Raw genomic sequence first — 24,990 nt, 5'->3', positions numbered from 1 at the left:
AAGCTGGAAGACGGAAGACCGAAGATGGAAGAAAGGTGTCCGGTGTCGGATGCCCGATGTCCGGCGTTGGAAGCAGGAAGTCGCAGTGAGCAGAAGTCAGAAAGCTAAAAGCTTAAGTAAGAAATCTAAAATCCTTACAACCGACCTTCAGGTCATTTCGAAGGAGTTCCAAATGAGAAATCTCTCAACTCTAACTTCTTGATTCTTGGCTCTTTGTACTTGGTACTCGGTACATTTTTCAAGACATACCTCTTCCATCCTGCCTTTCTCAGGCAACCAGCATTAATGAATAAGAAATAAACAGAAGTAATGGAGCTATTGACCTGCTGCAGCAGATGATCTCCATTTTGTCGTCACTGCGAGGAGGAACGACGAAGCAGTCTCAAAGTGTGAAGTACAAACCTTCATAAGATTGCTTCGGCAACCCCTATCTTTTCATCTAGGGGCTTTTCTCGCAATGACGAAATAATCGTCACTCTCTGATCTGTAAGGATCGTTCCGCCAAACATACAAAGCCCAATCGGAAGCAATCAGAGAGAAAAAGTGCCCTGATCCTTAGATCGGATTCTTGGGCTTTAGAGGATACAGTCGATCGACCGCGGCGATGCCATGTTCCTCTGGAAGGATGTAATAGGATAAAGGTAGTGAGCAATGTGACCCAATATAAAAAAGCTCAGACAGATCCTTCTTCCAGAATACTACGCCCGGGAAGCAACTTAATCCAGAAAAAATCACCATCTGTTCCATGATACTTGGGTTATTACTAAGTCATTTTGAGATATCCCAACAGGAAATATTTCAATCGTCCCTAAAAGAAAAGGCTTCAATATAATCTAGTAAAAGTGAGCTCACGCCGTAGCGTGAGCATTTTCACTTCACTTCTACCGTCTATATTGAAATTTGGCAGTTTTCTTAGACGAGACTATAAAGTGCAAATGCATTTGAGGAACCTCTCCAATTTTTCTCTTTGAAAATCAATGCTCTATTTTCAATGACTATACCAAAAATATAAAAAGATTTCATAAAACGATAATATTTTTACTTTAAAATATATTTTATACCCTTTTTATGGAATTATAATACTGAATACTGTAAGTTTTCCTTTACTTATATTTGGGAAACTTGGCAGTTTTCAAATGAAAAGAGAGAATTACAATAGAATTAAGGCCGTTTTGGCTGAAGAAGGAAAGAAAAATATTGATTTAGCAAAAAATCTAGGTGTTAAAGATACTACAGTTTCTAGGTGGGTGACAAATGATTCTCAACCCTCAATTGAAAGGCTTTTTGAAATAGCTGATTTTTTGGAGGTTGATGTGAGGACTTTACTGGTTTCGAATCTCTTAAAGATTAAACCTTCGGATGAGCCAAAAATTTAAAACCATACTCTTCAGTCTATCATTAGAAACTTTGTTTAGCTTCCTTCTCTCTGGTCCTAAAGGGAAGTCAAGGAAAAAACTTATATAATGCTCCCACCTATTTCCTAATATATTTTTGCAGAACTTTGATTGATGAAGCAGCCAGGTCTTCTGCAGTCTGTGCCCTGCCGATTTTTTTCTCATCTGAGGTAATTTCCTGCATTATTTCCTTTTTGATTATATCTGGCATAGAGGTACCATTCCCACCCAACTTAACATGCAACGCATCTAATTTCGAGAAAATACTATCAACCCTTATGTTCTTAATAAATTCAATCAGGCCATTGTTAAATCTCTTCATCACATCAATTGGCAAATAAAAGATCAGCTCTTCATCACCAGCAGGTTTATTAGTAGAAGCTGCAAAAATCTGATTTTGGATCCCGAAAAACTTATCTTTTAAGAAATGAGTATAGTTATCACTGAAGGAAAAGAATAAGATATATTCCCAAATAATGAGGGTATATGGATATTTAGAATCCGGATAAAAATGAAGAAATGTAGGGGATGATTTAGAATAATCCGGGGATCTAATCAATTTGTAAGTAATCCCCTTTGCCGATTTCATCTTTTTCAAAATAGTTAGATCCATTTCCTTAAAATCAGTTTTTAATATTTTGAAAAGCATTTCTCTAAGCCTTTCATTCTGAGGGTCTGAAAGACGCATTCCTCCATTTCCACTAATTGATAATCTCCAAATTATACTTGCCCAAAATAAAAGCCCCAACGCTGACTGAACACCTGATGAATAGTTATTATTTGATTTCAAATTTAAAGTTTGAGAATACTTCTCTTCAATTACACCCAGTTTTCTCTCGCATTGTGAACAGAAAATATGGTCAATTATCAATGGATGTGAATTTGCTTCTATTTCCTCTTCTGTGAGGTCACCATAAACCTCTTCAAGTTTTTCAGGAGATACTTCTCTTCCAAAATAAGAGAATGTATCTCCAGTTTTGATAACAAAGCCTAGTTCATTACCTCTCCCTGTTTTCCCTTCCTCATTTTCAATACGCTTAAGTAAAAAATGCGGCACTATATGAGATCCTGTTTTGTCAGCAATATGATTGTTGCAAAGTTTGCAGATTCGATCCATTATATTTTTGACAATTGCTTGATTCAAACTTTAGATTTAATTGCAGGATTGCAATTCGGAGAAATTCTTTATAAACCGCCGCCAGTAATAAGGGGGAACGTAAGTTCTGTAATGAAGACAAGACATTAAACCAACTGGCCAAAAGCCAGTTCTAACAAAGCCAAAACTATACTCTTGGGAATTATAAAGAAAATCCGATAACACTCCATCTTTGAATTTCTGATAGTCATCCGGAAATGACAACACGGTCAGTGTATATCCAGTCTCAGGAACAGCCCGACGACGGAACATAACTGACTCTGTTTCCTTTTCAGGAAACCAAAGCATAAGGTTGACCTCCTTAAAAACGGAATTGAGATATATTTGTGCTCTGGCATATAATGACGGAGCATCCAAAACAGCAATCCACTCCATCAGACATGATAAAAGAGAGGACGAATTTGTTGCATCTGACTTCCGCAATTCTGGTGTAGCCCGAAATTCCGCTACTTTTTCCAGGCTATTCCCATATTCAGGAAAAGTTTTCATCAGCACAATTCCTTCAGCCATACTTTCTAGATAATCCTCTATCATTTTTTGGATATCTTCCCCCCTTCCAAACAGATACAGTAGCGTGAAAGCAAGGTTTATCTCGATCATTCTGTCATCTGTATCCGGCCCGGTGATGATCTCGTTATTCTCGAATAACCTCAACAATCCGTTTGCAGCTGCTGTTGAATAGGAATCCAGAATATCCCTCAATTCAGGATTATCTTGTCCAAACAATGCCTGTAGTGTCACACTTTCAATTCCACAGAGGGCTATCTGCCCAAAATGGCTATAGACGACCGAATTGTAAGTGACAGGATTCGAACAGTATTTTCCAAATCCATCTTCAATCTCGCAAACGGGTAGTAACCTGGACATATAGAACTGATTGATTTGGTTTTTTAGAAATAACAGGCCAATAAACACCTCCATTAGAGATGTATCTGAGAGAATCCCTGATTCCCAATATCGCTCCCAAACCTTTAATACCGTAAGTTCTCCTGCCTTGATTGCCAACATACTATCTTCTTCCCTTTTGCAGTAGTTAAAAACAATTGCTAGTATAAGCTTGATTTTATGAAGGATTTTCAGATTCTCCTTCGTGCTAGTGTTCTTAATTTTTGAGTTAGCCGCCAATACGTCATCTATCAACAAAGAATAATCTGAAAGGTCATATTCGGAATTATAAAGGTTGACAATCACCTTTCTGAGCAACTCCCTTGCGCTTTCGGAAAAAACCTTCTCGTTGAGCATTGAATCATATACCATGGAGACAAGTGTCTCCAGCTGCCAAATATCAAAGCTATATTTTGGGTAATCTTTTTGAAATGCAGCCCAATTCTGCTGAATAGCAGCTTCGTTGATTCCATTGTGTGCGATTACGATGACAATGGGAAGCCTTTTGTGTGCAGGCGAGATGTTATTTCTGATATAGACAGAGATAATCTCGCGTAAAGAAGGCTCAAGTGCCTGGTTCCCGCCCTGCCAATTCTTTCGATCAAGATTTCCTTGTTTTACTGTAATTAGAAAGAGTTTTTTTCTTTTGTCATCAGGATCTTTGCCTATCGCACAAATATCGACTCCATACTGACGTACGCCTTTTTGAGGCCCGAAAAGTATCTCAAACCCATTTTCCCTTAAAATTTCTTCAATCAAAGCATCAAGTTCCCTGTCTTCTTTTAGCGATGCGACATAGTCAGCCAATATTAATTTCATACCGTTTCAATAGTTTCATTTGGACTCTTATTGATTCTTGATGGACTGGATTCAGGTTCTCTCCCGAGGGAAATTCACGTTCTACCCTGATGTTACCTAATGGTTGGACTTTATGAAGCAACTCATTTGGCCTTTTTATAGCCCATTTATGAGAATTTATGGCTAGGGTCTTACCAATACTAAAAATCCCTCTTTTTTTTATTGCCTTTGAATATTCCGTAAGGCTCCGCCCTTCATAGAAATTCACCCATTGAACGAGCTTGGAAGACGGCTTCAGCTCTTTCATTGGGAGAATGGTATTCAAGTTTTCAAAATATCTCTCGAATACTACCAATGCATCTTCGAACAAAATCTTAGTGAAAGGAGAAAGAGTTCCAGACTTTAGATCTTCCTTGATAATTTCAAGTGTGCTTCGATAGTTGTAAATCAGGTAATGTTTCAGCAAACGGCCCAAAAACCCAGATAATCCAGAAGATCCATGGTTCACCGACCTGATTATGGACAACAACAATTTTTGAAGAGGCTCCTTTGAGAATACAAAACCGACAGTTTTTGAAGCCATGTACGCCAAATCCAAATCGGAGAATCCCGCAAACAGCTCTTTTGGGATATCAAAAATGGTATCGGGTAATTTTCCCGAAGAAAAGCGAAACACACCCCTATGGAAATTGGAATCGTCGGAATTAAGCCAAGACAGAAATTTCTTCTGAAAAAAAATGATGTCAAGCTGCGCAAGACGCAAAACACTGTCATCCAAAACCTTGCTACCCCCGTCAAGCTGTATCCTGTGCTCAACTAGTTCGTAGGAGGCATCCAAGTTCTCTTCCATCAAAGATCTCAAAAGGCTGGATTGATAGTATTCTATCTGTAACTCATCGACAGAAATAAGAGCCTTTAACGTTGAAAAAAACCAGTCCCAATCTATATTGGATTTCTGCTTGGTTAAAAAATAACCAATTCCTAAATAATAATTGTCACCGTTTCCCTGTCTGGCTAAAGACTGATCAATGAAATCTGTTACACGGGAGTCTATAAAACCGAAAGAGCCACAAATCAATATGAAATCTTTTGCATTAAGTTTTCCAACATCATTCAATGAGACGAGGTGCTGAAAATAGTACTCCCTTTCTTCCTCACCTTTCAAGACATTGCCGATGGCAAACATTTTCTCATACCAAAAATGACCGAATACATCAGATTCAAACAAACTTAGATAATATTTGACTCCTTTGGATTGCTTTTTATCAATCATTCGGATCAATGCGGGAAGGGCTTTTCTCGCAGACTCTGATGTAAAAAGAACAGGCAAAAATTTTTCAATGTCAACGGCTCCATACTTGCAAAAATCTCCCCATACCACAACTTTTTTTAGGACATCTTCTATCCCAACATCGTTAGGATTTCTTTCCATAATCCTAATGATCCAATCAAACAACTCCTCCACAGAAACATCAGAAAAAGGAAGTAAATCGGCTAGCAGAAAAATATCATCCCAATCTTCCATATCGAACTCTTTTGCCAATCCACTCCAAAATCCCGAATTGTTGTAAACTAGACAGGAAAAAGCCAATAACTCAAGTTGGTTTTCGAGTTTTTTGAACTTTGAAACTATCAGGGCCCCTTCCAAAGCAGTACGAACTGACCCGATAGTTTTACATTTATCTAGGTTTTGATACAGGCAGCCTTGAATATGAGCTAAGAGGAAAACTTCTATGTCAATCAGATGTGAACCTTGACTTGGGAAGAAATCCTCCCACCCTCTTTGATTATTCAGCCAATCCAAAAAGATGTAACTACTTATTGATTTCCTGTTTGCCTGAATCTCTAAATCACTAGGTAATAAAACTTCTAATAAATCCAGTTGTGGAGGAAAAGATTTAGTTGTATCCAAAAGGCTGATGATCTTAGCATAGTCAATTTGTCTAAACATGAAATACCGATTGAATGGTCAATGAAATAGGGTTCATACTATTTAAACTTTATTAAAATAAATCCTCTTCTGAGCAAAATCGAATAGCCAACATTCCCTTCTGGGGGTATTCAGATCGTTTGTATTGACTGGTCGGAATTTGTAATTCAATTCTCATATCCTAAACAATTTGCAATGGGCTTTCTTCTGATGCTTCAGCCATCTAATATTAACCATATTAATACAATCCCCATACCTATTTCTCTAATTTGGGCCAAAGATGATTGAATGAAGAACAAAGTTTTAAATAAAGGTTCAACCTTAAGTTATTGGAAACATAATTCCTAGTTGGTATGATTATAGAAATATTATCCATTTAAGTGCTTTCAAGGAATCATTTGAAGACCTTCCATTTGAGATCGCTTCCTATGATCTCCATTAATTGAAAATGCTTCCTTTAAATCCGTGGTAGGATCAAAATAAAAAACCTCTACCCATTTAATGACTCTACATTTGCAGTATCTTAATTAAGGTTGGGATAGTGAGCCTATGCCAAAAAGTTATATCATATATACCCTATAATAAAGCTAAATCCATTCCCAATAGCAATCACCCTAGTCCTGTTAGATATCGGTTTATTTTGACCTGCTGTCTAAAATCTGATTCGATAGCATTAGTAGTGCTATCAGTTTACAAAAAAAGTATTTCGTGTGAGGCTAATCACCATCTCTATTAAAACTAATTCTCGGATAATTTAGAGATTTCCCCAATCCCTCTAAGCCAGGAAATAAAGTTTCTGGAGTAATATTCATTTGTCTTAAATATTTCAGTACACTATAATTCAATTCCTTAGCTATTGTAATCTTTAATAGGGCGATTTCCCTTATGTTGTATCCTGACAAGTCATCAAAATGTAATTTTGTAGGGGTTGGTGAGGACAAATAGTACGTTAATGAATGAGAAAACGGAACCATTATGTTTGTAGGCATAACAAATAATCCCTGCTGAATAGATAAGCGTTCATTACATTGTTCCGGGTTTATCAACAGCAACTCCTTTTCCAATTCCCTATCGAAACTTTTGTCAGTAATTACACAGTTTGCTTTTTCATTACTAAGCTGATACTCTTTATCCATACTCATACCTCCACCTTTCCCCGTTTTTTCATATTTTTCTCGCAAAAAACTATCTGAGATACTGTATGTCAAAATATTTTTGTTTATAGCCCATACGGCAGAATTACTTTCGTTATTTGCGATAGCCATTCTTATTGCCACAAATAGAGACTTAGAAAAGTCCAAGAGCCTAGTTGCCGCTCCGTAATGTTGCATAATAGTTAACCACTCGATATTATTTGTGCTATCCGGCGAATTCTGCGAATAAAGCGGATATTTCCACTTAAACTCTTTTAACATTTCCTTTTCGTGGTGTGGGATCATTGCTTTGTCTACCAAGTTTGGGAACAATGAATTGATAAGTCTTTCAAGAGAGGTAGATAAGGGCCAATTTTCATTAGCTTGACCTCTAAACACAAATTGATCTAAAAATCTCTGATTTAAAGTAAAAATATCAGACCACTGATTTAGTCTACATTCTATATATAATTGTTTCATTCCTTACTTATCAATTCCGTATACCTACTTTTGCTTTATAAAATCTGGTGCTTTAGCGTACCCCCACAAAGAACACTTTCTAAGCCTCTGAATCAAAATTAAGCCATCATCCGCTCCAACTTCTCCTTCCATTTTTCCCAATCAGGCATATAACGGGATTGAAGTCTGAAAAAAGCAGGAGAATGATCCGGGTGAACCAAATGGCATAGCTCATGAATAATGACATATTCTATGCATCCTTTGGGTGCTTTGATCAACTCAGGATTTAGTATTATTTTTCCTTTTGGAGTGCAGCTTCCCCATCTCAAAGCCATATCTCGTATGACCACTGAATCTGGAGCCACACCTTCTGATCTAAATTTTAGAATTAACTCAGAAGCAATTTTCTCAAATTTCTTCCGAGCTAGTTGTAGATACCAAGCCTTCATCAATTCTTTCACTTTATCACGATCTGTAGTCTCTACACGAATTTCTCCATGAAGTAACTTCACCGAATCCTGACTTGCCTCTTCTATCATCAATCGGTACTGCCTTCCCAGATATAGATGAGTCTCTCCGCTTACATAGTTACGCTCTGTTAGTCTCGGCTGGAATGACAAAAAGAAACTCTGCTGCTTTATAATCCATGCAGCACGTTTCTGCAAAACCTGTCTAATCTTTTCTCTGTTGGCGAAGGCAGGTGCTTTGACCAAGACTTCGGAGGTAGGTGTGACAGTTATTCCCAAGGTTTTCCGATCCGAAAAACTCACTTCATAATCGATCACCCTAGAACCAAACTGAATTGAATCTTTCATGATCGATAGCGTTTTTTGGCAACGGCCAAGATTCTTTCAGCCAAGGAATCGATCTCTGAGTAGGAAATCTCCCTCGCATGTTTATCACGGACTTCATCTATCAGGTAGTCCCCTATCTCGATAATAAGTTTACCGGTAATCTCTCTTTTGGACTCCCACTCCACAATAGGGCTCTGCCCCTGACCAAAAACCTCCGCTTTTATAAGCTGATTTATTTTCAATGCGGAAGTTTCGCAGATAGACTTTAGCGCATCGGTGTTGGAAATCTTTTCATCCAAAAACACCTTGGTCAATCCATAAAAAGCAGCTGCCACCGACTCGTCCTTAAGCAGCTCGGGAATGTCCGAGTCTGTATGATTGAGCACCGCATCCATGACATTTTTTGTCTTTTGAAGATATTGGGTTTCCGAAATCCTCCTCGCCTCATAGTCGGCAATTGTTTGGGATAAGAGTTGAGAAAACTTCTTATAAAAAGCGGGATCTTCATCCATCTTTTCGGAAATATACTTGGCTGTCCGGCTGGCAATTTTGTCTGCTTTCGCTGCCTCTCCCACCGTCTTCTCAACTTCACTAGCAAAACTGTCTTTGTCAAAAATATTGACCAAATCAGTAATGGGCTCTACCTCCTCTGCAGTCACATGAGTATCTAGCAGTTTTTGAATCTGCTCTTCATATCGACTATAATCTATCCTGTCAGAAAACCTGGCAACAACTGCGACACGTAGCTTCATAAAAAAAAGCAGATCGGATTTGTACCGATCGATTTCCTTTGGGTCAGTTCTCTCATGAAAGGAAATGGTCGAAAGAGCAAGTTTCAAACTTTTACCGTAAGAAGTGAGCTTGTCATAAAAAATCACCCTAACTGACTCGTCACGCAAGATAAGCTGATAAGCCTCCGCATCCCTTGTGTTTTTTACACTTTTAAAAATATCCCAAAGTTCAGAATGCCTCTGCGGAAGTCTGTTGATCTCTACCTCTATATTCACCAGTGTTCCTTCCATATCGAGCTCATCAAACTCCTGAAAAGCAGCATACATCTTCAATGCATCGTCCAAATTTTCAATGACTCCATAATAGTCTATCACAAATCCGAAATCTTTACCTTCTTCTACTCGATTCACACGGGCAATAGCCTGGAGCAGTTTGTGATCTTTGAGATTTCTGGTCAAATAAAGAACCGTGTTTTTGGGTTCATCAAAGCCCGTCAAAAGTTTATCTACGACAATAATAATTTCTGGATCAGGCAGGTTTTGAAAGCGACTGATCACTTGGCTCTCGTACTTTTTGGCAGATCCATGCTCCTGCATCATCTTTTTCCAAAACCTTTGCACTTTGTCACTGCTTTGCTCATAGGCATTGTCTTCTCCTTCCCGGTCGTCAATGGGTGAAATCAAAACTTCAGAGCTTACCAGTCCTATTTCATCCAAGATGTCTTTGTATTTGATTGCGCTTAGCTTTTTGTCGCAGACCAACATAGCTTTAAACCCTGTTCCTTGCCAATTGTCCCTAAAGTGTCTACTGATATCCCAGCAGGTCACATAAATTCTTTGCTCAGCAGAGTTGATCTGGTCAGCACGGCTAAATTTCCGCTTGAAATCAGCCTTTTCCCTATCATTAAAAGGCTCTGAAACCATATCAAAAAATCGATCTAGAGGGCCTGAATTCACTTTTAGATATGGCAATCTCCCCTCATACAAGAGTGGGACGACCGCCCCATCTTTCACGGCTTCATCTACAGTGTAGGCATCGATCATTCCCCCAAATTTGGCAGCTGTACTCTTCTCTTTCTTGAAAAGAGGAGTACCTGTCATCGCAATAAAACATGCATTTGGCAGGGTCTTTTGCATTTCTATATTGAAGGTTCCATGCTGGGTCCGATGTCCTTCGTCTATCAAAACAAAAATATTCGGATTTTCCAGCGGCTTTTGAATCTTCTTTATTGCAGCGGTGAATTTATTGATTATTGTGGTGACTACAGCATCACTTGGACTTTCGAGCAAATGTACCAGTTGCGTTCCCGTCGACGCATTATTAACTGCCATCCCACATTTTCGAAACGTACTGGTAATTTGTCTATCCAGATCCGTCCGATCCGTTACCAAAATGATTTTTGGATTCAAAATGCTTTTTTCCATGGCAATCGCCTGCGCCATCATGACCATCGTAAGAGATTTACCACTTCCCTGTGTATGCCAAATCACCCCACCTTCTCGTCGATCCCTACCTTTTGCATCTTTTACTAAAACCTTAAGACGTGCCAATGTCTTCTTGACTGCAAAGTACTGCTGATATCGAGTGACCTTCTTCGTACCTCCATCAAACAGAATAAAGTTGTATATCAAATCAAAAAGCCTCTCCGGTCGGCATAAATTGAATAAAAACTCATCTTGCGCCGTAAATTGTACTTCTCCCTTCTCCAAGTCTTCAAAATATCGCTTGACATAGGAAAAGCGATCCGAAAACAGTTTCTGGTGTGTGGTAGGATCTAGTTTCTCTTTTTTGATTACCCTTAATTGATCCTCATATTCCTTCCTTTTCAAATCGGATGAAATCTTTTCTTTCCACTGCGCCCAAAATTTCAACGGAGTACCATTGGTAGCATAGCTTGTTTCTTGGTTTGCCAATGATACCAGCAGCTGGGCATACACATAAAAATTTCTAATCCCGTCCTCCTGCTGATTTCTCAAATGTTGGGAGATAGCCTGCTTGATCGGCTCCTTCATGTCCGGTCGCTTACACTCTAGGATCACAATGGGAATTCCGTTGATAAAAATCACTAGATCCGGAATGTAATGATCTTTGCCGTTGCTACGTAAGACTTTGAATTCTTCTGAAACCTGAAACTTATTGTTTTGGGGATTTTCCCAATCTATGTACTGTAGGGTAAAACTTTTCCGATCTCCATCCACAGTCTGCTCCACGGCCATTCCCAAAGTCAGCAGGTTATAGATTATTTCGGTGGAATGGATATAGCCTTCGTTCAAAGGAATCTCCTGAAGTTTTCGGATTCCGTTTTCAATATTTGCTTCGCTGATGTAAGTGTTACGACTGGAACTGACTTTCTTTTCAGAATTAATCAAACGAAGTTGCCTTCGAAGTACCTCTTCCAGCAAAACCTGGGTAGTTTTTCCTCCACGCAGTTTAAAAGCCTCTCCTTCCGGCAGGTACTCAAACCCAAGTTTGCAGAGCCATTGTATTGCAGGAATCTGTGAAATATGATCTTCTTTGAAACTGGGAGTATCCATAGGGAAGTCCTAATCGATTAGGAAAAATTAAATGTTTTATTGTTTAAAATAAGTAGAATGGTGAAATTTGTAGGGTCATTGCCCAAAGGGTGAAAGACCTGGTTGCCCGCAGATCCGTAAATGCGGACCGCATTCATTGAAATGCGGTTTTCTTCTTAAATCCTCCATTGTGAATTTGAAAGCTTATCTGAATTCTCTTTATTTCTGGTGCTCATCATTGATCCTTTTCGTTTAGCTTTTTTTGGCTTTTTCTTCTTAGGAAGATTGTAAAGCGTTTAATTTATTGAAAATAACACTAGTCCAAAACTTAACTATCGACTAATGAAATCAACTAATTCAATTGAGGTCAAGTGTTAATTTATTTAAATAAATTTTTTATAACCAATTCATTCTAATACTTTTGTCTTGCTCATTTTACCATTGGAAAAAGGAGTTTCGGGGCTCGATACATCACGATATGTATCGAGCCCTGCGGTTTTAATGGACTTCAGGAAGCCTTCTCTTTAAAAGTTTTTTGATTTTTTTTGCTCCATAGTTCTTATTGAGAAAATAAGCAGTAACCAAATAATAATCTCTTTTACTTCTCTGTGGATCCAGAACTATAATATAATTTTGATCTACATCGAAAATGTAAGTTCTAATGATATCTTCTCTTTTTTTCTGATCTCTTTCTTCAACACTGAAGATTTCAACCCTGTCTTTTTTTGTCTCTTCCAAATGAAACCTAATCCAATGCAGGCGTTGAGATCTGTCCTTTTCAAAAATCCGTTTGGGATACTCCTTTCCATTAGCATCCACCTCCTGGATTTCCTCCGTGGTCAAATGCTTAAAAAGCAAATCCATAGCAGGCTCTTCTCCTTTTATGGGGCGAATTATCTTAGTTCGGAAGTTCAAGCCAGGATTTTCTTCGATATCTCTATTGAAAATTGAGCGTAGAGAACCGGTTCTTTCACTCTCTGACAAATGCATGATTTCCAGCAAATCCGGATATTTCTTTAAAAGATTGGTTGGCATCATATCACTTCAGATCTATAAAGAAAAGATTGAACTTCTGATGATCCCTGGGGGTAGACTGAGTCAGGGGAAGCCTGCAATGCTGTTGGATCTTTTCGATGATTTTGTTTTTGGCAATCACCTGATCCAATCCTCGCAGGTGGTAAGACAAAGCTCCCGTAATAATATCCGCCAGTTGCATCAGCTCACTTTCGTGGGAGCGGATATTCTGAAGGTTTCGGACCTGGATTAGATTGGAAGAAAGGAAAGACCGGAGACCGTTTACCTTCTTGGCACTTCGGGTATCCTTGATATCCAGGTAGATATTATGACCATATTCCGGCACCAGTTTCTTACTCAAAAGCTGAAAATACATTTTGTAGTAGAAATCGTCATGGTCTTGGGAAAAATCCGCATGACGAAGTTTGCTCTTGTCGATCACGATAGCCCTATACTGGAGATCTGTCGCAAAAAAGTACTCGATCAGCTCATTATACAGCGGATAGGCAGACTTGGACAGCTTGCTCCACTTCACTTCCGAAAACACCCCATGTTCTTCCTTAATCTGGCGGATATTTTGGGAGTGCATTTTCACCTGATTGTAGGCACTGCTGACATAGCCGATCATCATATAGGGCTGACCGTCATTCTCTAAATGACAGCTTTCATCGCAGTAGAAATTGAAGGTTTTGGTCATATATGCTGAGTATTGGAAATATTAACCAGATATCATCTGGTCAACCTTTTAATTACTTTGAAATTGAATATGGGAATAATTCTTAGTCATTTTAAATTCCTTTATTTTCAGTTTTTTATTTGAATTGCTAAAGAAAATCCACCATTAGCAGTATTCTCATCATAGATGTTCAAAGGCATATCAGCCTTAGGCATCCAAACTCTGCCAAATTCAATGGCTGTAGCAACCGGCATTGCCGGAAATACATGTAGAGTTTTTTGAGAACCAAACCTTGTTTTAATTCTATCAAATAGCAACCTTATTTCGATACTGAGCAGCTGAAGTTGCTTCTTTGACTTCAAGAAATCGTTAAAAGGTTCCTCTATTGTTAATGTATAAATCGAGCAACCTTCGCCCAAAACTCTAATTATCCTTTGATTATCAATCGTTCCGCTAAATGAAATTGCCAATGCCACAAATTCAGGACTTTGCAAATTCTCATTTATATGGTACTGGAAATCAGAAGAGTCACTATTTAAATTCCAAGTATTTGGACCTCTAACTGGTTGATGAATTTCCGCATTTTGAATATCATTGATTAAAGTTCCCAGTTTTATCAATAAAGGAATTGGAGCTAGGGCAAAAATAGACAAATGACTGATTTCCCCCTTTCTGAACTTAGGCCTTAATTGTTCATTGAATTGAGTTTCCAAATTCTCTAATTCAGTCTGCCAAAAACTCGAATTCCTATCTCTTTGCGGACTATTACTTAAGCTTAAATCAATCGCTTGCGATTGAGCAGGATAATAAGATGGGAGCAGAAATTCACGAACCGATTCGTAGGAGATAACTGGAGTATGAACGCCGACATTGGCTCTATAGGTCACAATATGGCTATGCATATTTGGATTGATTGAAGCTACTTTTTCAATTCTATCTTCATGCTCTTTTTTCATTTGCAGAAGCAATGGCTCAGGATGTCCGGCGACATCTTTTTTATCAATTAGCCTATGGTGCTCGTCACACATGAGCATCAAATTGGTAATATCTTTTTTGAGTAAGTCAGATCGAACCACATCACCTCTTGGTCCGCCAGGTACGTCTGCAACAATATGGGCTATGTATGATTGGTTAAACTCACTTTTGGTAAGTGCATCAACAAACAAGGGTTTGTTGCAGCCTCTATATTGGCATCTTCCTGCTGCCTTGCCCCATAGAATGTATTTTGTTGTCGCTGAAATATAGGATATACTCATACCAATCTCTTTTTACCTGTTAACAACTGCTGCATTAATCCCTTCTTCTGCTCCCTGAGTTTCTCCGCCATAGCTTTGAGTAACTTGATTTCTTTATCTGCCGTTTTCAGCAACTCGGCAATGGCGGTTTGTTCTTCAATGGTATCTGGTATTAATACCTTTCTTTTCTTGAAAAGATCATAATCAAAGATTGACTTTTCAATATGCACACCATCTGAGTCTACATTTGCATAATGAGTAAGAATTGGAAATTGGCAATACCACTTACAAAAATCAGCTGTGATTATTTTTTTATCTGCAATTTCTAGACAAACATACTCGTCTGAAACCTTTGCTTTATTAAAGTCGGAATTAATAATGGCCCAAGCACCATGTGAGACTTGTCGTTTTGAAATCAAGAAATCATTTTTTAGAACGGTTTTCAATTTCTTAACTCCTATTTGATATCCAAAAAGAGGGTCTCGATAAAAAACACCACCATTCCTCCTGCGAATACTTATTAATTTATATAGCTCGCTTTCGTTCCAATCGACATATCTATTAACCGGAATAAAAAGATTTGAAATAGAAATAAACTTCCACTCTCCATCAAATCCCTTCAACCTCATCTTCCCCGTCAGTAGATTCTGCATGAGCCATTTTTTGCGGAGTTCTTTTTGGGCGATCAGGCGCTCAGTAGTCAGAATAGACTGATCGATCGTCCCCAGCACTTGGGCTATGGCGTGTTGCTCGGGAAGAGGTGGGAGGGGGATTTGAAGTCTTCTTACATCTGAAGAATTTATTGCAGGATAATTAGACCCAACCAGCAATAGATAAAATTGCCTTGAAACCCATGAACTAAACAGGTACTGGAATAAAAATTCATTGTTGCATTTACTCGCTGTGATCACTGCAAATCCAGTTGAAGCGATTAAATCCTTCACTTCATCTTTAATTATGGAGAAACCTTGAAGATTGGGGCGAACAGTTGACATCAATATATCTCCTTTTCTGACGACTCTTCTTGCTCTTGTAGGCGAAGTGACAAATGTTTGTCTTGTTGTTTCAATTTTGAAATCACCAGAGTCAACATCAGAAAGTGAAATGTAATCGAACTCGTAATCCTTGGAAGTACTACTCTTAAGACTTTCTTTATCTATTTCAGCGATATCTTCAAATTTTTTTATATCCCAATCACTAGGGATTTCTTTATTAAAGAACACCTTTCCCATTTCGGTAAACTTAACTTCTTCCTTTATTTCCCTCAATTAGTTCTTCCTTTAGATTTTCGACCTTCTTTTCATCGTGTATTCCTCCACCGTGCCAAATCCCTGTGCAAAGCCAAAGTTCATAGTGCATCAACCACTCACTAATCCAAGGGACTACTGTATCAGCCAAATACATCCCACTATTCCATTGCTTTACTTTTTTATAGTAAAGACACAACCATTGCTTTTTCGTACTATAAACATGGGGTAGACTATTTTTCTCAGGATATAATTCAAGGAGCGGGCTTTCAATGTAAACATTTGGTTGCTCCCCCCTTCCTAAGACTAGCTTAATTTGATATTCTCTACTTAATGGACTTGGGGTAATGACACACCTCCAATTCAAAACCTGAGAATTAAAATTTATTTCAGAATTCGGAAACAACGCTTTTAATCTTTGAGCTTGCAAAGCCATGTTTAAAGGATGAATCTTAACTTTCATCCCCATGAAAATCGTGTCTTTTGACAGTAATCCCGGTACTGCCCAGCATTCCAGAACCTGAGGCCATTTTCATCAATCCGTCATTTCTGGATTTTAATTGATTTGCTCCATATGCACTGAAGGATTTTTCGATTAATTCTTTTCCAAATGGTTTTTCCATTGATTCCTTAATCAATCTCAAATCTCCTCGTTTTGAAACAATCAAATTCACGTCTTTTTCAACCTCATCTAACCAATTGAAAAATGAATCTTCTCGCTCTGGAAACTGCTGCCACCTATCTGCAAAATTCTCATTTTTATCGTTCACAGGGTTTGATACCCATTTGATAAACTTAACGTACTCACTAGACCATCGTTCCTCGATTTGACTTCTCATTCCCCTTACAACATTCATTAATGCAGAAAGTATATCTGTTTCCTTCTGATAAGCTCGAGCAGCAAGTGTTGTGATAACAATTGATATTGGCTTGTTTTCGTCACCATTAAACATCATGTCTCGATGCCTTTTGAGAATTTGAACCACACGCTGCAATGGCAATTTTTCATTCTGATATTTTGGTACTGGAGCAACTGATTCTCTTAAGGAAAAAGACTTTTCAAGATCTAAACTGGCTCGATTAAAAAACCATCTACCATAACCAAAAGGGTTGCTTTTAAGCCAGTTCAAATGATTTGTATCCCATTTATATCCATCATCGTCTCGATCTGTAATCCTAATTCCTAGCTGTTCTACATCTTCAAACTCTTTCACTGAAAAAGCTTTTTCCAGAATCATCCTATAACCAAAATCAACAATGGATGGTAAAATATCCATATGATACCTCTCTCGTGTATTCCCAGAATCTTGCCTGTATAATAATGTCCAACATCGCCTACCTTCTTCATCTATCATATCTTCATAGGTACCATGAGCTTTCAATCGATCGCCAACTTTATTCTTTAAATCTTCTTGGGTCCAGTTAGGATTCTTCCCTTTAAGCTGACACGCTAGGTCAATATCCAAGTCATCGTCATCGCAAATGGGTCTAATCATGGTACCCAACATAAATGAGCCTTGAGGCAAAATTTCGGGGCGGTAGGGTGCCAAAGTAGAATCAGGGCTAGACAACCAAGAACCGACCGCATTATAACTTTGCACGGCTGAATTATATTGTTTTTCAGTAATATCCAGAGTCTTACCAAGCTCTTCTAAAATTTCACTAAACTGATCTCTTTGATCTTTTGAAAGCATATCTTCTATTTTTTAATTAATTCATCTAAATACTTTTTCATTTCCAACTGAACTACTTTCAACTCTCCCTCCAATCTGCTGATCTCCTCTTGCACCGCTTGGATATCCACTTCAGGTTCCTCCTCAAAGGTGTCCACATATCGTGGAATATTCAGGTTAAAGTCATTCTCCTTGATCTCCTCAAATGTGGCGACATAGCTGAATTTATCCTCTACCACACCAGGCTGGGATTTACCTTCATTAAAATTCCGGTACGTATCTACAATATGCTTGATATCCGAATCCCGAAGCTTATTTTGATTTTTGGCAGCAGCATAATGTTGAGAAGCATCTATGAATAAGACGCTCTTACCCTGCTTTTTATCCCGGTTGAAAATCAGGATTGCTGCTGGAATACCCGTTCCAAAAAATAAGTTTGCCGGAAGACCGATCACTGCTTCCAGCAGATTCTCCTCAATGGTTTTCTGTCTTATACGTCCTTCAGAACTTCCTCGAAAAAGTACTCCATGAGGAACAACCACTCCAACCTTCCCCTTTCCCTCATAGGTCGTTTCGATCATATGGGTGATAAATGCCCAATCGCCTTTACTCTTTGGTGGCACCCCTCTCCAAAAACGATTATATAGATCCGTTTCAGGGTCCCAAGTTACCGTAGTTATTTCTCCATCTTTATCCTCGATTTTCCCCCATTTATCCAAGGAGAAAGGTGGATTAGCAACCACAGTATCAAACTTCATCAGAGAATCCCCTTCTTTCAGTTTAGGATTCCGTATGGTGTCTCCCCATCTGATGGTAGCATTATCAAATCCGTGCAAAAACATATTCATTACCGCCAAAGCCCAGGTACTACCATTAGCTTCCTGACCGTAGAGCGAGAAATTAGACGAACCAACCTCCTGACCTGCCTTGATCAGCAAGGATCCAGATCCACATGTAGGATCACATATCCTTGAACCTGGTGCTGATTTAGTCAACTTAGCCAACAAAGTGGAGACTTCACTTGGTGTAAAGAACTCACCCGCCTTCTTTCCTGCATCGGAAGCAAAGTTGGAAATCAAGTACTCATAAGCTCCCCCAATGATATCTACCCCAGAAAGATGAGATGGCCTCAAATCCAACTCAGGCTTATTGAAGTCCAAAAGTAGATTTTTGAGTCGGTTGTTTTTATCCTTTGGCTCTCCCAATACACTGCTATTGAAGCTGATATTTTTAAAAATCCCTGCTCCATCTTCACTATACAGCTTTTGGCGATTGGCTTCTTCCAGGTCCACAAGGGCAATATCTATCAACTCTCCAATATTTACCGCATTTCTGTTGGCATACAAATACTTAAAATGGCTATGCTCTGGAACAATAAATCGCTCGTGACGCATGGCTCGCTTTGCACGCTCTTGGTCTCCGTGATATTTTTTTAAGTATTCCTCTTCTGTGTCATCATTCACATCACTCAGGTATTTGACAAAAAGCATGGTCAACACATAATCCTTATAGACACTGGGGTCAATGCTTCCACGGAACGTATCACAGGCTCTCCAGACCGCGTCGTTGATGTCTTTTTGCGTTATTATTTTACTCATATTGCTGTATAATAGTATTTAAATCCTGCTCAAAACTCAGCTTCTTTAATCGCTCTATCTTTGAAACCAGATCATTTTCTTCTTTTTTTAATTTACTTAATGCGACCAACTTTTGCTGGATTCCCCTTGGAATCATCACAACTTCAAATTCCTCCAATTGCTTTTTACTTATTGAGGGAATCGAAGTCCCTTTAGCGACTCCTTTCAAATATTCCTGACTATGCCTCGAGTTAAGAATCAAGGTAACATACTCAGGATCCACCGTTTTCTCCCAAATAGAAATAATCAAAAATGATGTGGAAGCTATCGCAGGCAAGTTCCGTGATTCATAGACAGCTGCAAAGTTCTTCAATCCTTTTGCTGAAAATAAGATATCTCCAGGCTTCAATACATGTTTCTCCGAAATATCCTGCCATTGAACGTCTGGGAAAAGCTCGGAGTCAAGCTCGCCATCAGCATTGAAATGCTTAGCTTGCAAGTAAACCAAATCACCTTGAGCCTGGGGTTTTAGAAAAACACCGGATTTTATGGACGCTATATTTTTGAGTGCTTTTTTCAATTTTATTTCTTAGTACATCAATTACGATTTTACATAGTTAAGGAGAAATTCTTAAAAAAAACACAAAATGGAAAATTTATTTTTAAGTACGCGTATTACTAAAAAAATGAAATCATAGATCAAAACGAGTATTTGATTAAAACTAAAAATCATGGTCAATCGAAGGTTAAAGTCCACTAATACGTCTTATTGATCTGTTTGGTATTCTGCAAATCAAATAGCCCTCATGTTTATCCGGAAAAAAGAACTGCCTTCATATCCTCCACGGAGGCTATTCTAGAATTAGTTGCTATCAGCTCCTTGATCACTAGATCCAGGTCACCAGCTGTTTCTTTGGTGAGTTTCATTTTTCTCCTATAAGAATTGATCTATCCTAGTTTATATTTCAGGACAGTGAGCAAACAATTAATTTACTTCAAAAATCCTGTATAATATAAGCCGAAAGCTACTTCTTCGCTTCTGAATACTTTGCTCGGCCTACTAAGGGTTTGGAAATGATGAAATCAACAGAATCACCACTTTTATAACTGGATGCCTTACATGAAAAACATAAAAACGATATGACTTCACCTGATTCCGTTAATGCACTCACATTATACGCATCTTCTCTATAATGGGTAAATGAAGACATCATACTAGGATGATCAGAAAACATTGACGGCGGTCCCACCCATTCACCCTCAGAAAAAGAAAATCCAACTACAGTTCCTTTTGCTTTGTAAGAATTACCCAGTAATTCATTTGTAATAATTAAAACTAGAACAATAATAGGGAATAGGATGAAAACCCTAAAAAACCACACATTTAATGACCTGGTTTCTGAATCAATCAATGCGATTTCCCTGTCTCTTCTATGCTCCCAATCAGAATAACCATTTAAGTTCCTCATTACTAATTATCTATGACCATTTAAATATAAGATAGTTTTTGAGAAGTGACCGTTAACACTTTACTAATTCAACAAACTCAGTCTCAAATTCCGGGATGACTTGGTCGGGGAAATTTATTACCTTTTTAAATTAACCGCCAAGATAAAAGAGGCCTTGCCTCGAAGATTATGGCGAACACACAGCCCTTCCCTTATTTTTCAAAACCACTGAGACAGTTTGGTTCAAAAAGAATTTAAAACAAGGCAGAACCAAAATATTAACTCAAAGTCATTCGATATTGCGATAAGAATCATTTCAAAAATCGCATGTACAACTGGGCAGAAATATGTAGTGAATTAAAAGGGATAGAGAAGCGTGTGGAAATAAAAGTAAGCTTGATTATAAGCACAAATCCAGATCCATTCCCTTTTGATCGCCTTAAAAAGGCGCATGAAATTGCATCTCTTTCCAGAGCAATCCGAGGATTTATTGAGCAGGATAATGAAAAGGATGGTTCTATTCTCCTACAAATGCTTCTGGAAAAGGGAGTAAAACTAAAGTCGGTGAGGGAATAGAGCGAAAAAAATCATATAACCGTTTGCACTCCGACTAGAGAATAAATCAGCATTTGGTAGACGAACTAATACTTCCTCTATATTATTTGACATATTTGTACGAGAATAGATCAAACACATGAGAAAATTAATCGTCCATTTTATACAAAAGGATTCCAAGAGTAAAGATTCAATTCTTATCCTAAAGATCGGAGGAGTTAACAATACTGGTCAGCGATGGGCGATCAGCACCAAAGAGGCTATCGAAGGGATACGTTCCGGAAGTTGGGAGTTGTTTGTTTTAGCAAACACCAATGAAATCCCGGTGCGAATCAAAGAGACCGAAAACACACCTCCGATATTATTTGCCCAGGGAGACGGTTACCTCCACAACATACTGGAAGATCTACCGGAAATCAATTGGGAGGAAATTCTTTAATCTGATAATCCGAAATAATGCCAGATTCCATATTTCCTTACCTAACCATAGGTAATACAGAGTACAGGATAAGAAAGAGGCATTGCCGCAAATAGTATCCGAATAGGTGCAATTGGATGTAGCTATCAATAGTTACTGGGCACTTAGCCAATAATTCTTAATTTTCCCTCTGTATGTTCCAAAAAGGCATTGCTTTGTTCCAACAGTGCCTGCATTTTGTCCATGTCTTCGCTTACAATCGTGGCGCTAAATTCATGGGTGCGGGAAAGCATTCGAATATAGGGCTTAGGATCATTTTGTCTGGTTAATTTTCTTAAGGCTCCCAAATAATCCTCCCTATATACTGTTGGTATTATTATTTTGGATTGCATTGCTTTTGTTAGCTCAGCATTCATCATTACCCTGGCCACACGCCCGTTTCCATCCAAAAACGGATGAATTTCGCTGATAACGAACATAATATAGGCTGCCTTCGCAAATGGGTGCTTGAGTGCTTGGTAAAAGTCAAAACTTTTGATCAGCGTTCCCCTTACAAGTGAAGAATCAACAAATTCAGTTTGACCGGCATAATTATTAATATGCTTAAAACTTCCGGGATTCTTATCTGCCCTAGCTGATAACAATAGCTGGTGTCTATAACTCAATATGGTAAGTAATTCCTCAGGTGAATTGGGAGTAGTACTCATTTCGCTTTTATTTGAGACAATCTTGTAGGTCCCCAAAACGTCATGCGAATCTTCATTTCTCTTTAAAAGTGGTTGTTGGGTCTGGATAATTTGCTTTGCTTCCGCAACTTCGAAAACGGTACCCTCGATGTAATTAGAAAAATAACTTTCAAAAAACGCAAAATTCCTGTACGACTTGTTACTGAGGTTTTGCTCTTCCCTGTATTTGAATTCCTGTTGAACCAATTCCTGAAACAACATTTCGAATAAACTAATCCTGGCAGGATCATAGGGATTACCAAATGCACGTGCGGCAGCTACCGGAGATTTTAATATAGTTGCCGGATGCGTTGTCAGTAGTGCACTGATTATCTTGTTTAGTTTATCAAACTCGGTTTGCATATTTAATTCCTTCGCTAGGATCCTAGCCCGGTCTCTTATTTTATTCAGCTCCTGTTCTCCATTTACCCTTATAATTTGTTCCAGGCGATCTTCTATTTCAGGAAATGTCAACGTTTTTGAATCAGGCCCCGGTCTTCTTGAGACCTGTAGATTCTCCAAAAATACCCGTTCACGTTGGGAAGCATACAACTCCCCAGATAATGGGTTGTCTCCTTCTATTGGCCCGTTACCTTTCAAAAAGTGGATCATTATGCCCGGCAATTCAATTTTCTTGGTGTATTTATACGTCAGAAATATCTGACCTGCATTCGTAGGCTTAAATTCCAGCGCAGAACGATGGCTTAATACTGCTCCTGGATATAATTTCCCAAGAACAGAAAACAGATTTCTTCTTATGATAGCTGCTGGACTATCCTCGAAATTAGCTGAATATAATCTAGGTGCAATTTTTCTGATTTTACCTTCTTTTTCCAGTTTTGAAACAAATCTGGAGATGGTTGGATCAGAGGAGCTATATATAATTTCCTGTAAGTGGATTGGGATGTTTTTTTCCATTATAAATCAGGTTGAAGCTCAATTTTATAAATATTTTCCATTATAAATAACTAACAGACAAATATTTTCTATTATAAGGAAAATTATCCTTGCAAGTTTTTTCCAATACATGAGCGATTTTAACTAAAAATGTTAAATATTTTCAGTTATAAAGCTTCAAAATGAGAATATTTTCCAATATAGATAGATCATCCCAGCTTGAACTTCTAAGTACTTACCTAAGAAAACCATCATAAGTTTCCACCACTAAACAATTCCAACCAATCTAAAAAAACATCTTTCGGTAAACTACTGAAAAGACAAACACCGGTAATTCTTCACTAACTCTTGCTTCCCTGGCCACATTGAATTTTTCAATTCAGTAAGTCACGTGGCCATTGGTAGCATATGTTTTCATCTTTTACCCTTCGAAAGATCCACCAACTGCTCAATAGCTTCAGTTTTAAATACGGATCTTTTATAGACCAAACCCTTTTCAGTATCCAGTCATGACAAAAAAAGGGGATAGCTCCCCTTTCTCTAGAATGGACACTCATTGAGAATATAATCGACTGCTTTCTGCGCTTTGCTGGCTGCGTCTATTAGTAGATGTTTGTCGTTCCGAAGTTCCTTTAACCAGCTTTGGATATACGCTGCTGAGTTTTCCAGCAGATTTTCATCCAATATCCCTGTGTAGTTATTTAGGTAACCTGCACCCATTTCCGCCAAAAGTTCTTCCCTTGCATACCCGGAATCATAAAATGAATGTGGTTTTGTGATCTCTGTCCTATTAAGTCTCGAAGAATGCCCTGTCGCATGGCAAAGCTCATGGTAAAGCACTCCAAAATAGGCTTCGCTCGATGGAAACAATTTCCTTTCCGGCATGGTAATTTGATCAAGATCCGTTCTGTAATATGCCATGGAACCTTGATGAATCAACTCGGGAGGTCTTACCATTTCTGCATAAATTTTCTGGCAGGCCCCATTTACCGGTATCTGGGTGTTAGGTGATGCCTCTGGAAACTCCCAATCTATCCCTTCGATCTGTTCTATAGGAAAGACCTTGAATTCTCTGAGAAATCCGGATCTACCCACCTGTTTAAGATCATAGAAGTCCAGTTTGCTCTCGGGAATCGTCTTCCCTGTCTTTTTGTCCCTGAAGACAAAGTTCCAGTAGCAGATGGGAAGAGCCTTTGCACCCTTCTTTATTTTACCTCCCAATGAATTGGCCTGTTTGAAAGTCAGGTAATACGGATACTGATGTCCACAGGATAATAACAGCCAGAGATTAATCCCTTTATAAGGTTTCTTGGTGAGGTAATTGGAAGGCAATCCCATCTCATGCCAAGGTTGCTTCCAGGGAATCACTCCCTGTTCCAGTTTCTCGATAATCAGATCGGTAAACTTCTGATAGATATCCGATGATCCTTTTGCCTGTCTTGAGATTACAGCCTTACTTGAATAGGCTTCCTGGCCCTTCCTTATAGGAGTCTCACTTACTGATCTTTTTGCTTCAGTCTTCATAGCTATTGTGTTTTGGTTTGACAAATACTTATGAAGCTGCACCAGCCTGTGCCGGGCACTAAGTGCAAGAGGAATCGGAATAAACCAGCAGGGGCGAAAGCATGGGATTTATGCCGAAGTCTCTTGCCTCGTGTGACCGGTTCTGGCTAAATTGGCTGAAGAAGGAATAGAAAAAATTAAAGTTTTACTGTAGGCTCACACAATACC

General features: G+C 38.6%; 20 protein-coding genes. 3 read left to right on the top strand and 17 right to left on the bottom strand.

Features of this window, described 5'->3' with window-relative positions; translation table 11 throughout:
- Positions 1-1,136: 1,136 nt before the first annotated feature.
- Entirely contained in the window at positions 1,137-1,376 is a 240-nt protein-coding gene (locus AACZ87_RS17110) for a helix-turn-helix transcriptional regulator (protein WP_192085347.1), read from the top strand.
- A 97-nt stretch (positions 1,377-1,473) separates the two neighbouring features.
- Here the strand turns inward: AACZ87_RS17110 and AACZ87_RS17105 are convergent, their stop codons facing one another.
- From AACZ87_RS17105 to AACZ87_RS17035, 15 genes are all read right to left on the bottom strand, one after another.
- The gene (locus tag AACZ87_RS17105) at positions 1,474-2,538 is read right to left on the bottom strand and encodes a hypothetical protein (protein WP_192085348.1); all 1,065 of its coding nucleotides are present in this window, start codon (positions 2,536-2,538) and stop codon (positions 1,474-1,476) included.
- 9 nt (positions 2,539-2,547) lie between these two features.
- Positions 2,548-4,254, bottom strand: a complete 1,707-nt coding sequence (locus tag AACZ87_RS17100) for a hypothetical protein (RefSeq protein WP_192085349.1) — start codon at positions 4,252-4,254, stop codon at positions 2,548-2,550.
- Entirely contained in the window at positions 4,235-6,184 is a 1,950-nt protein-coding gene (locus AACZ87_RS17095; RefSeq protein ID WP_192085350.1) for a hypothetical protein, read from the bottom strand. The genes AACZ87_RS17100 and AACZ87_RS17095 overlap by 20 nt, the downstream gene beginning before the upstream one ends.
- A 695-nt stretch (positions 6,185-6,879) precedes the next feature.
- Complete coding sequence (locus AACZ87_RS17090; protein ID WP_192085351.1) at positions 6,880-7,776, bottom strand: FRG domain-containing protein; 897 nt, start codon at positions 7,774-7,776, stop codon at positions 6,880-6,882.
- 98 nt (positions 7,777-7,874) lie between these two features.
- A complete protein-coding gene (locus AACZ87_RS17085; protein ID WP_192085352.1) occupies positions 7,875-8,570 on the bottom strand; it encodes a SprT family zinc-dependent metalloprotease in 696 nt (231 codons plus the stop codon).
- Entirely contained in the window at positions 8,567-11,815 is a 3,249-nt protein-coding gene (locus AACZ87_RS17080; protein WP_192085353.1) for an HsdR family type I site-specific deoxyribonuclease, read from the bottom strand. Before AACZ87_RS17080 ends, AACZ87_RS17085 begins: the two co-directional genes overlap by 4 nt.
- 477 nt (positions 11,816-12,292) lie before the next feature.
- On the bottom strand, positions 12,293-12,832 hold the full coding sequence (locus AACZ87_RS17075) for a hypothetical protein (protein ID WP_225586723.1): 540 nt from the start codon (positions 12,830-12,832) through the stop codon (positions 12,293-12,295).
- Between the two features lies 1 nt (position 12,833).
- Positions 12,834-13,505 carry a DUF3800 domain-containing protein gene (locus AACZ87_RS17070; RefSeq protein WP_192085354.1) on the bottom strand — a complete coding sequence of 224 codons (672 nt, stop codon included), beginning with the start codon at positions 13,503-13,505 and terminating at the stop codon, positions 12,834-12,836.
- 107 nt (positions 13,506-13,612) lie between these two features.
- A complete protein-coding gene (locus AACZ87_RS17065) occupies positions 13,613-14,740 on the bottom strand; it encodes an SAVED domain-containing protein (RefSeq protein ID WP_192085355.1) in 1,128 nt (375 codons plus the stop codon).
- Positions 14,737-15,951 carry a restriction endonuclease subunit S gene (locus AACZ87_RS17060; protein WP_192085356.1) on the bottom strand — a complete coding sequence of 405 codons (1,215 nt, stop codon included), beginning with the start codon at positions 15,949-15,951 and terminating at the stop codon, positions 14,737-14,739. The genes AACZ87_RS17065 and AACZ87_RS17060 overlap by 4 nt, the downstream gene beginning before the upstream one ends.
- Positions 15,952-15,961: 10 nt before the next feature.
- On the bottom strand, positions 15,962-16,402 hold the full coding sequence (locus tag AACZ87_RS17055) for a hypothetical protein (RefSeq protein WP_339868936.1): 441 nt from the start codon (positions 16,400-16,402) through the stop codon (positions 15,962-15,964).
- Between the two features lie 16 nt (positions 16,403-16,418).
- Entirely contained in the window at positions 16,419-17,660 is a 1,242-nt protein-coding gene (locus AACZ87_RS17050; RefSeq protein WP_192085358.1) for a nucleotidyltransferase, read from the bottom strand.
- A gap of 5 nt (positions 17,661-17,665) precedes the next feature.
- On the bottom strand, positions 17,666-19,237 hold the full coding sequence (locus AACZ87_RS17045; RefSeq protein WP_192085359.1) for a type I restriction-modification system subunit M: 1,572 nt from the start codon (positions 19,235-19,237) through the stop codon (positions 17,666-17,668).
- Positions 19,230-19,796, bottom strand: coding sequence for a hypothetical protein (locus tag AACZ87_RS17040; protein WP_192085360.1), 567 nt, complete (start codon positions 19,794-19,796; stop codon positions 19,230-19,232). The genes AACZ87_RS17045 and AACZ87_RS17040 overlap by 8 nt, the downstream gene beginning before the upstream one ends.
- A gap of 445 nt (positions 19,797-20,241) precedes the next feature.
- On the bottom strand, positions 20,242-20,685 hold the full coding sequence (locus AACZ87_RS17035; protein WP_192085361.1) for a hypothetical protein: 444 nt from the start codon (positions 20,683-20,685) through the stop codon (positions 20,242-20,244).
- Positions 20,686-20,991: 306 nt separating this feature from the next.
- Between AACZ87_RS17035 and AACZ87_RS17030 the strand changes: the two genes are divergently transcribed.
- A complete protein-coding gene (locus tag AACZ87_RS17030; protein ID WP_192085362.1) occupies positions 20,992-21,240 on the top strand; it encodes a hypothetical protein in 249 nt (82 codons plus the stop codon).
- Between the two features lie 118 nt (positions 21,241-21,358).
- Positions 21,359-21,658, top strand: a complete 300-nt coding sequence (locus AACZ87_RS17025) for a DUF3892 domain-containing protein (protein ID WP_192085363.1) — start codon at positions 21,359-21,361, stop codon at positions 21,656-21,658.
- Positions 21,659-21,801: 143 nt separating this feature from the next.
- Here AACZ87_RS17025 and AACZ87_RS17020 read toward each other — a convergent pair whose 3' ends face one another.
- Positions 21,802-23,280 carry a Fic family protein gene (locus tag AACZ87_RS17020; RefSeq protein ID WP_192085364.1) on the bottom strand — a complete coding sequence of 493 codons (1,479 nt, stop codon included), beginning with the start codon at positions 23,278-23,280 and terminating at the stop codon, positions 21,802-21,804.
- Between the two features lie 519 nt (positions 23,281-23,799).
- Entirely contained in the window at positions 23,800-24,783 is a 984-nt protein-coding gene (locus AACZ87_RS17015; RefSeq protein ID WP_192085365.1) for a zincin-like metallopeptidase domain-containing protein, read from the bottom strand.
- Between the last annotated feature and the right edge of the window lie 207 nt (positions 24,784-24,990).

Origin of the sequence: uncultured Algoriphagus sp. (assembly GCF_963974365.1) — a bacterium.
GTDB lineage: Bacteria > Bacteroidota > Bacteroidia > Cytophagales > Cyclobacteriaceae > Algoriphagus.
The sequence above is the reverse complement of the archived record's forward strand: the minus strand, read 5'-3'. Positions and strand labels throughout refer to the sequence as shown.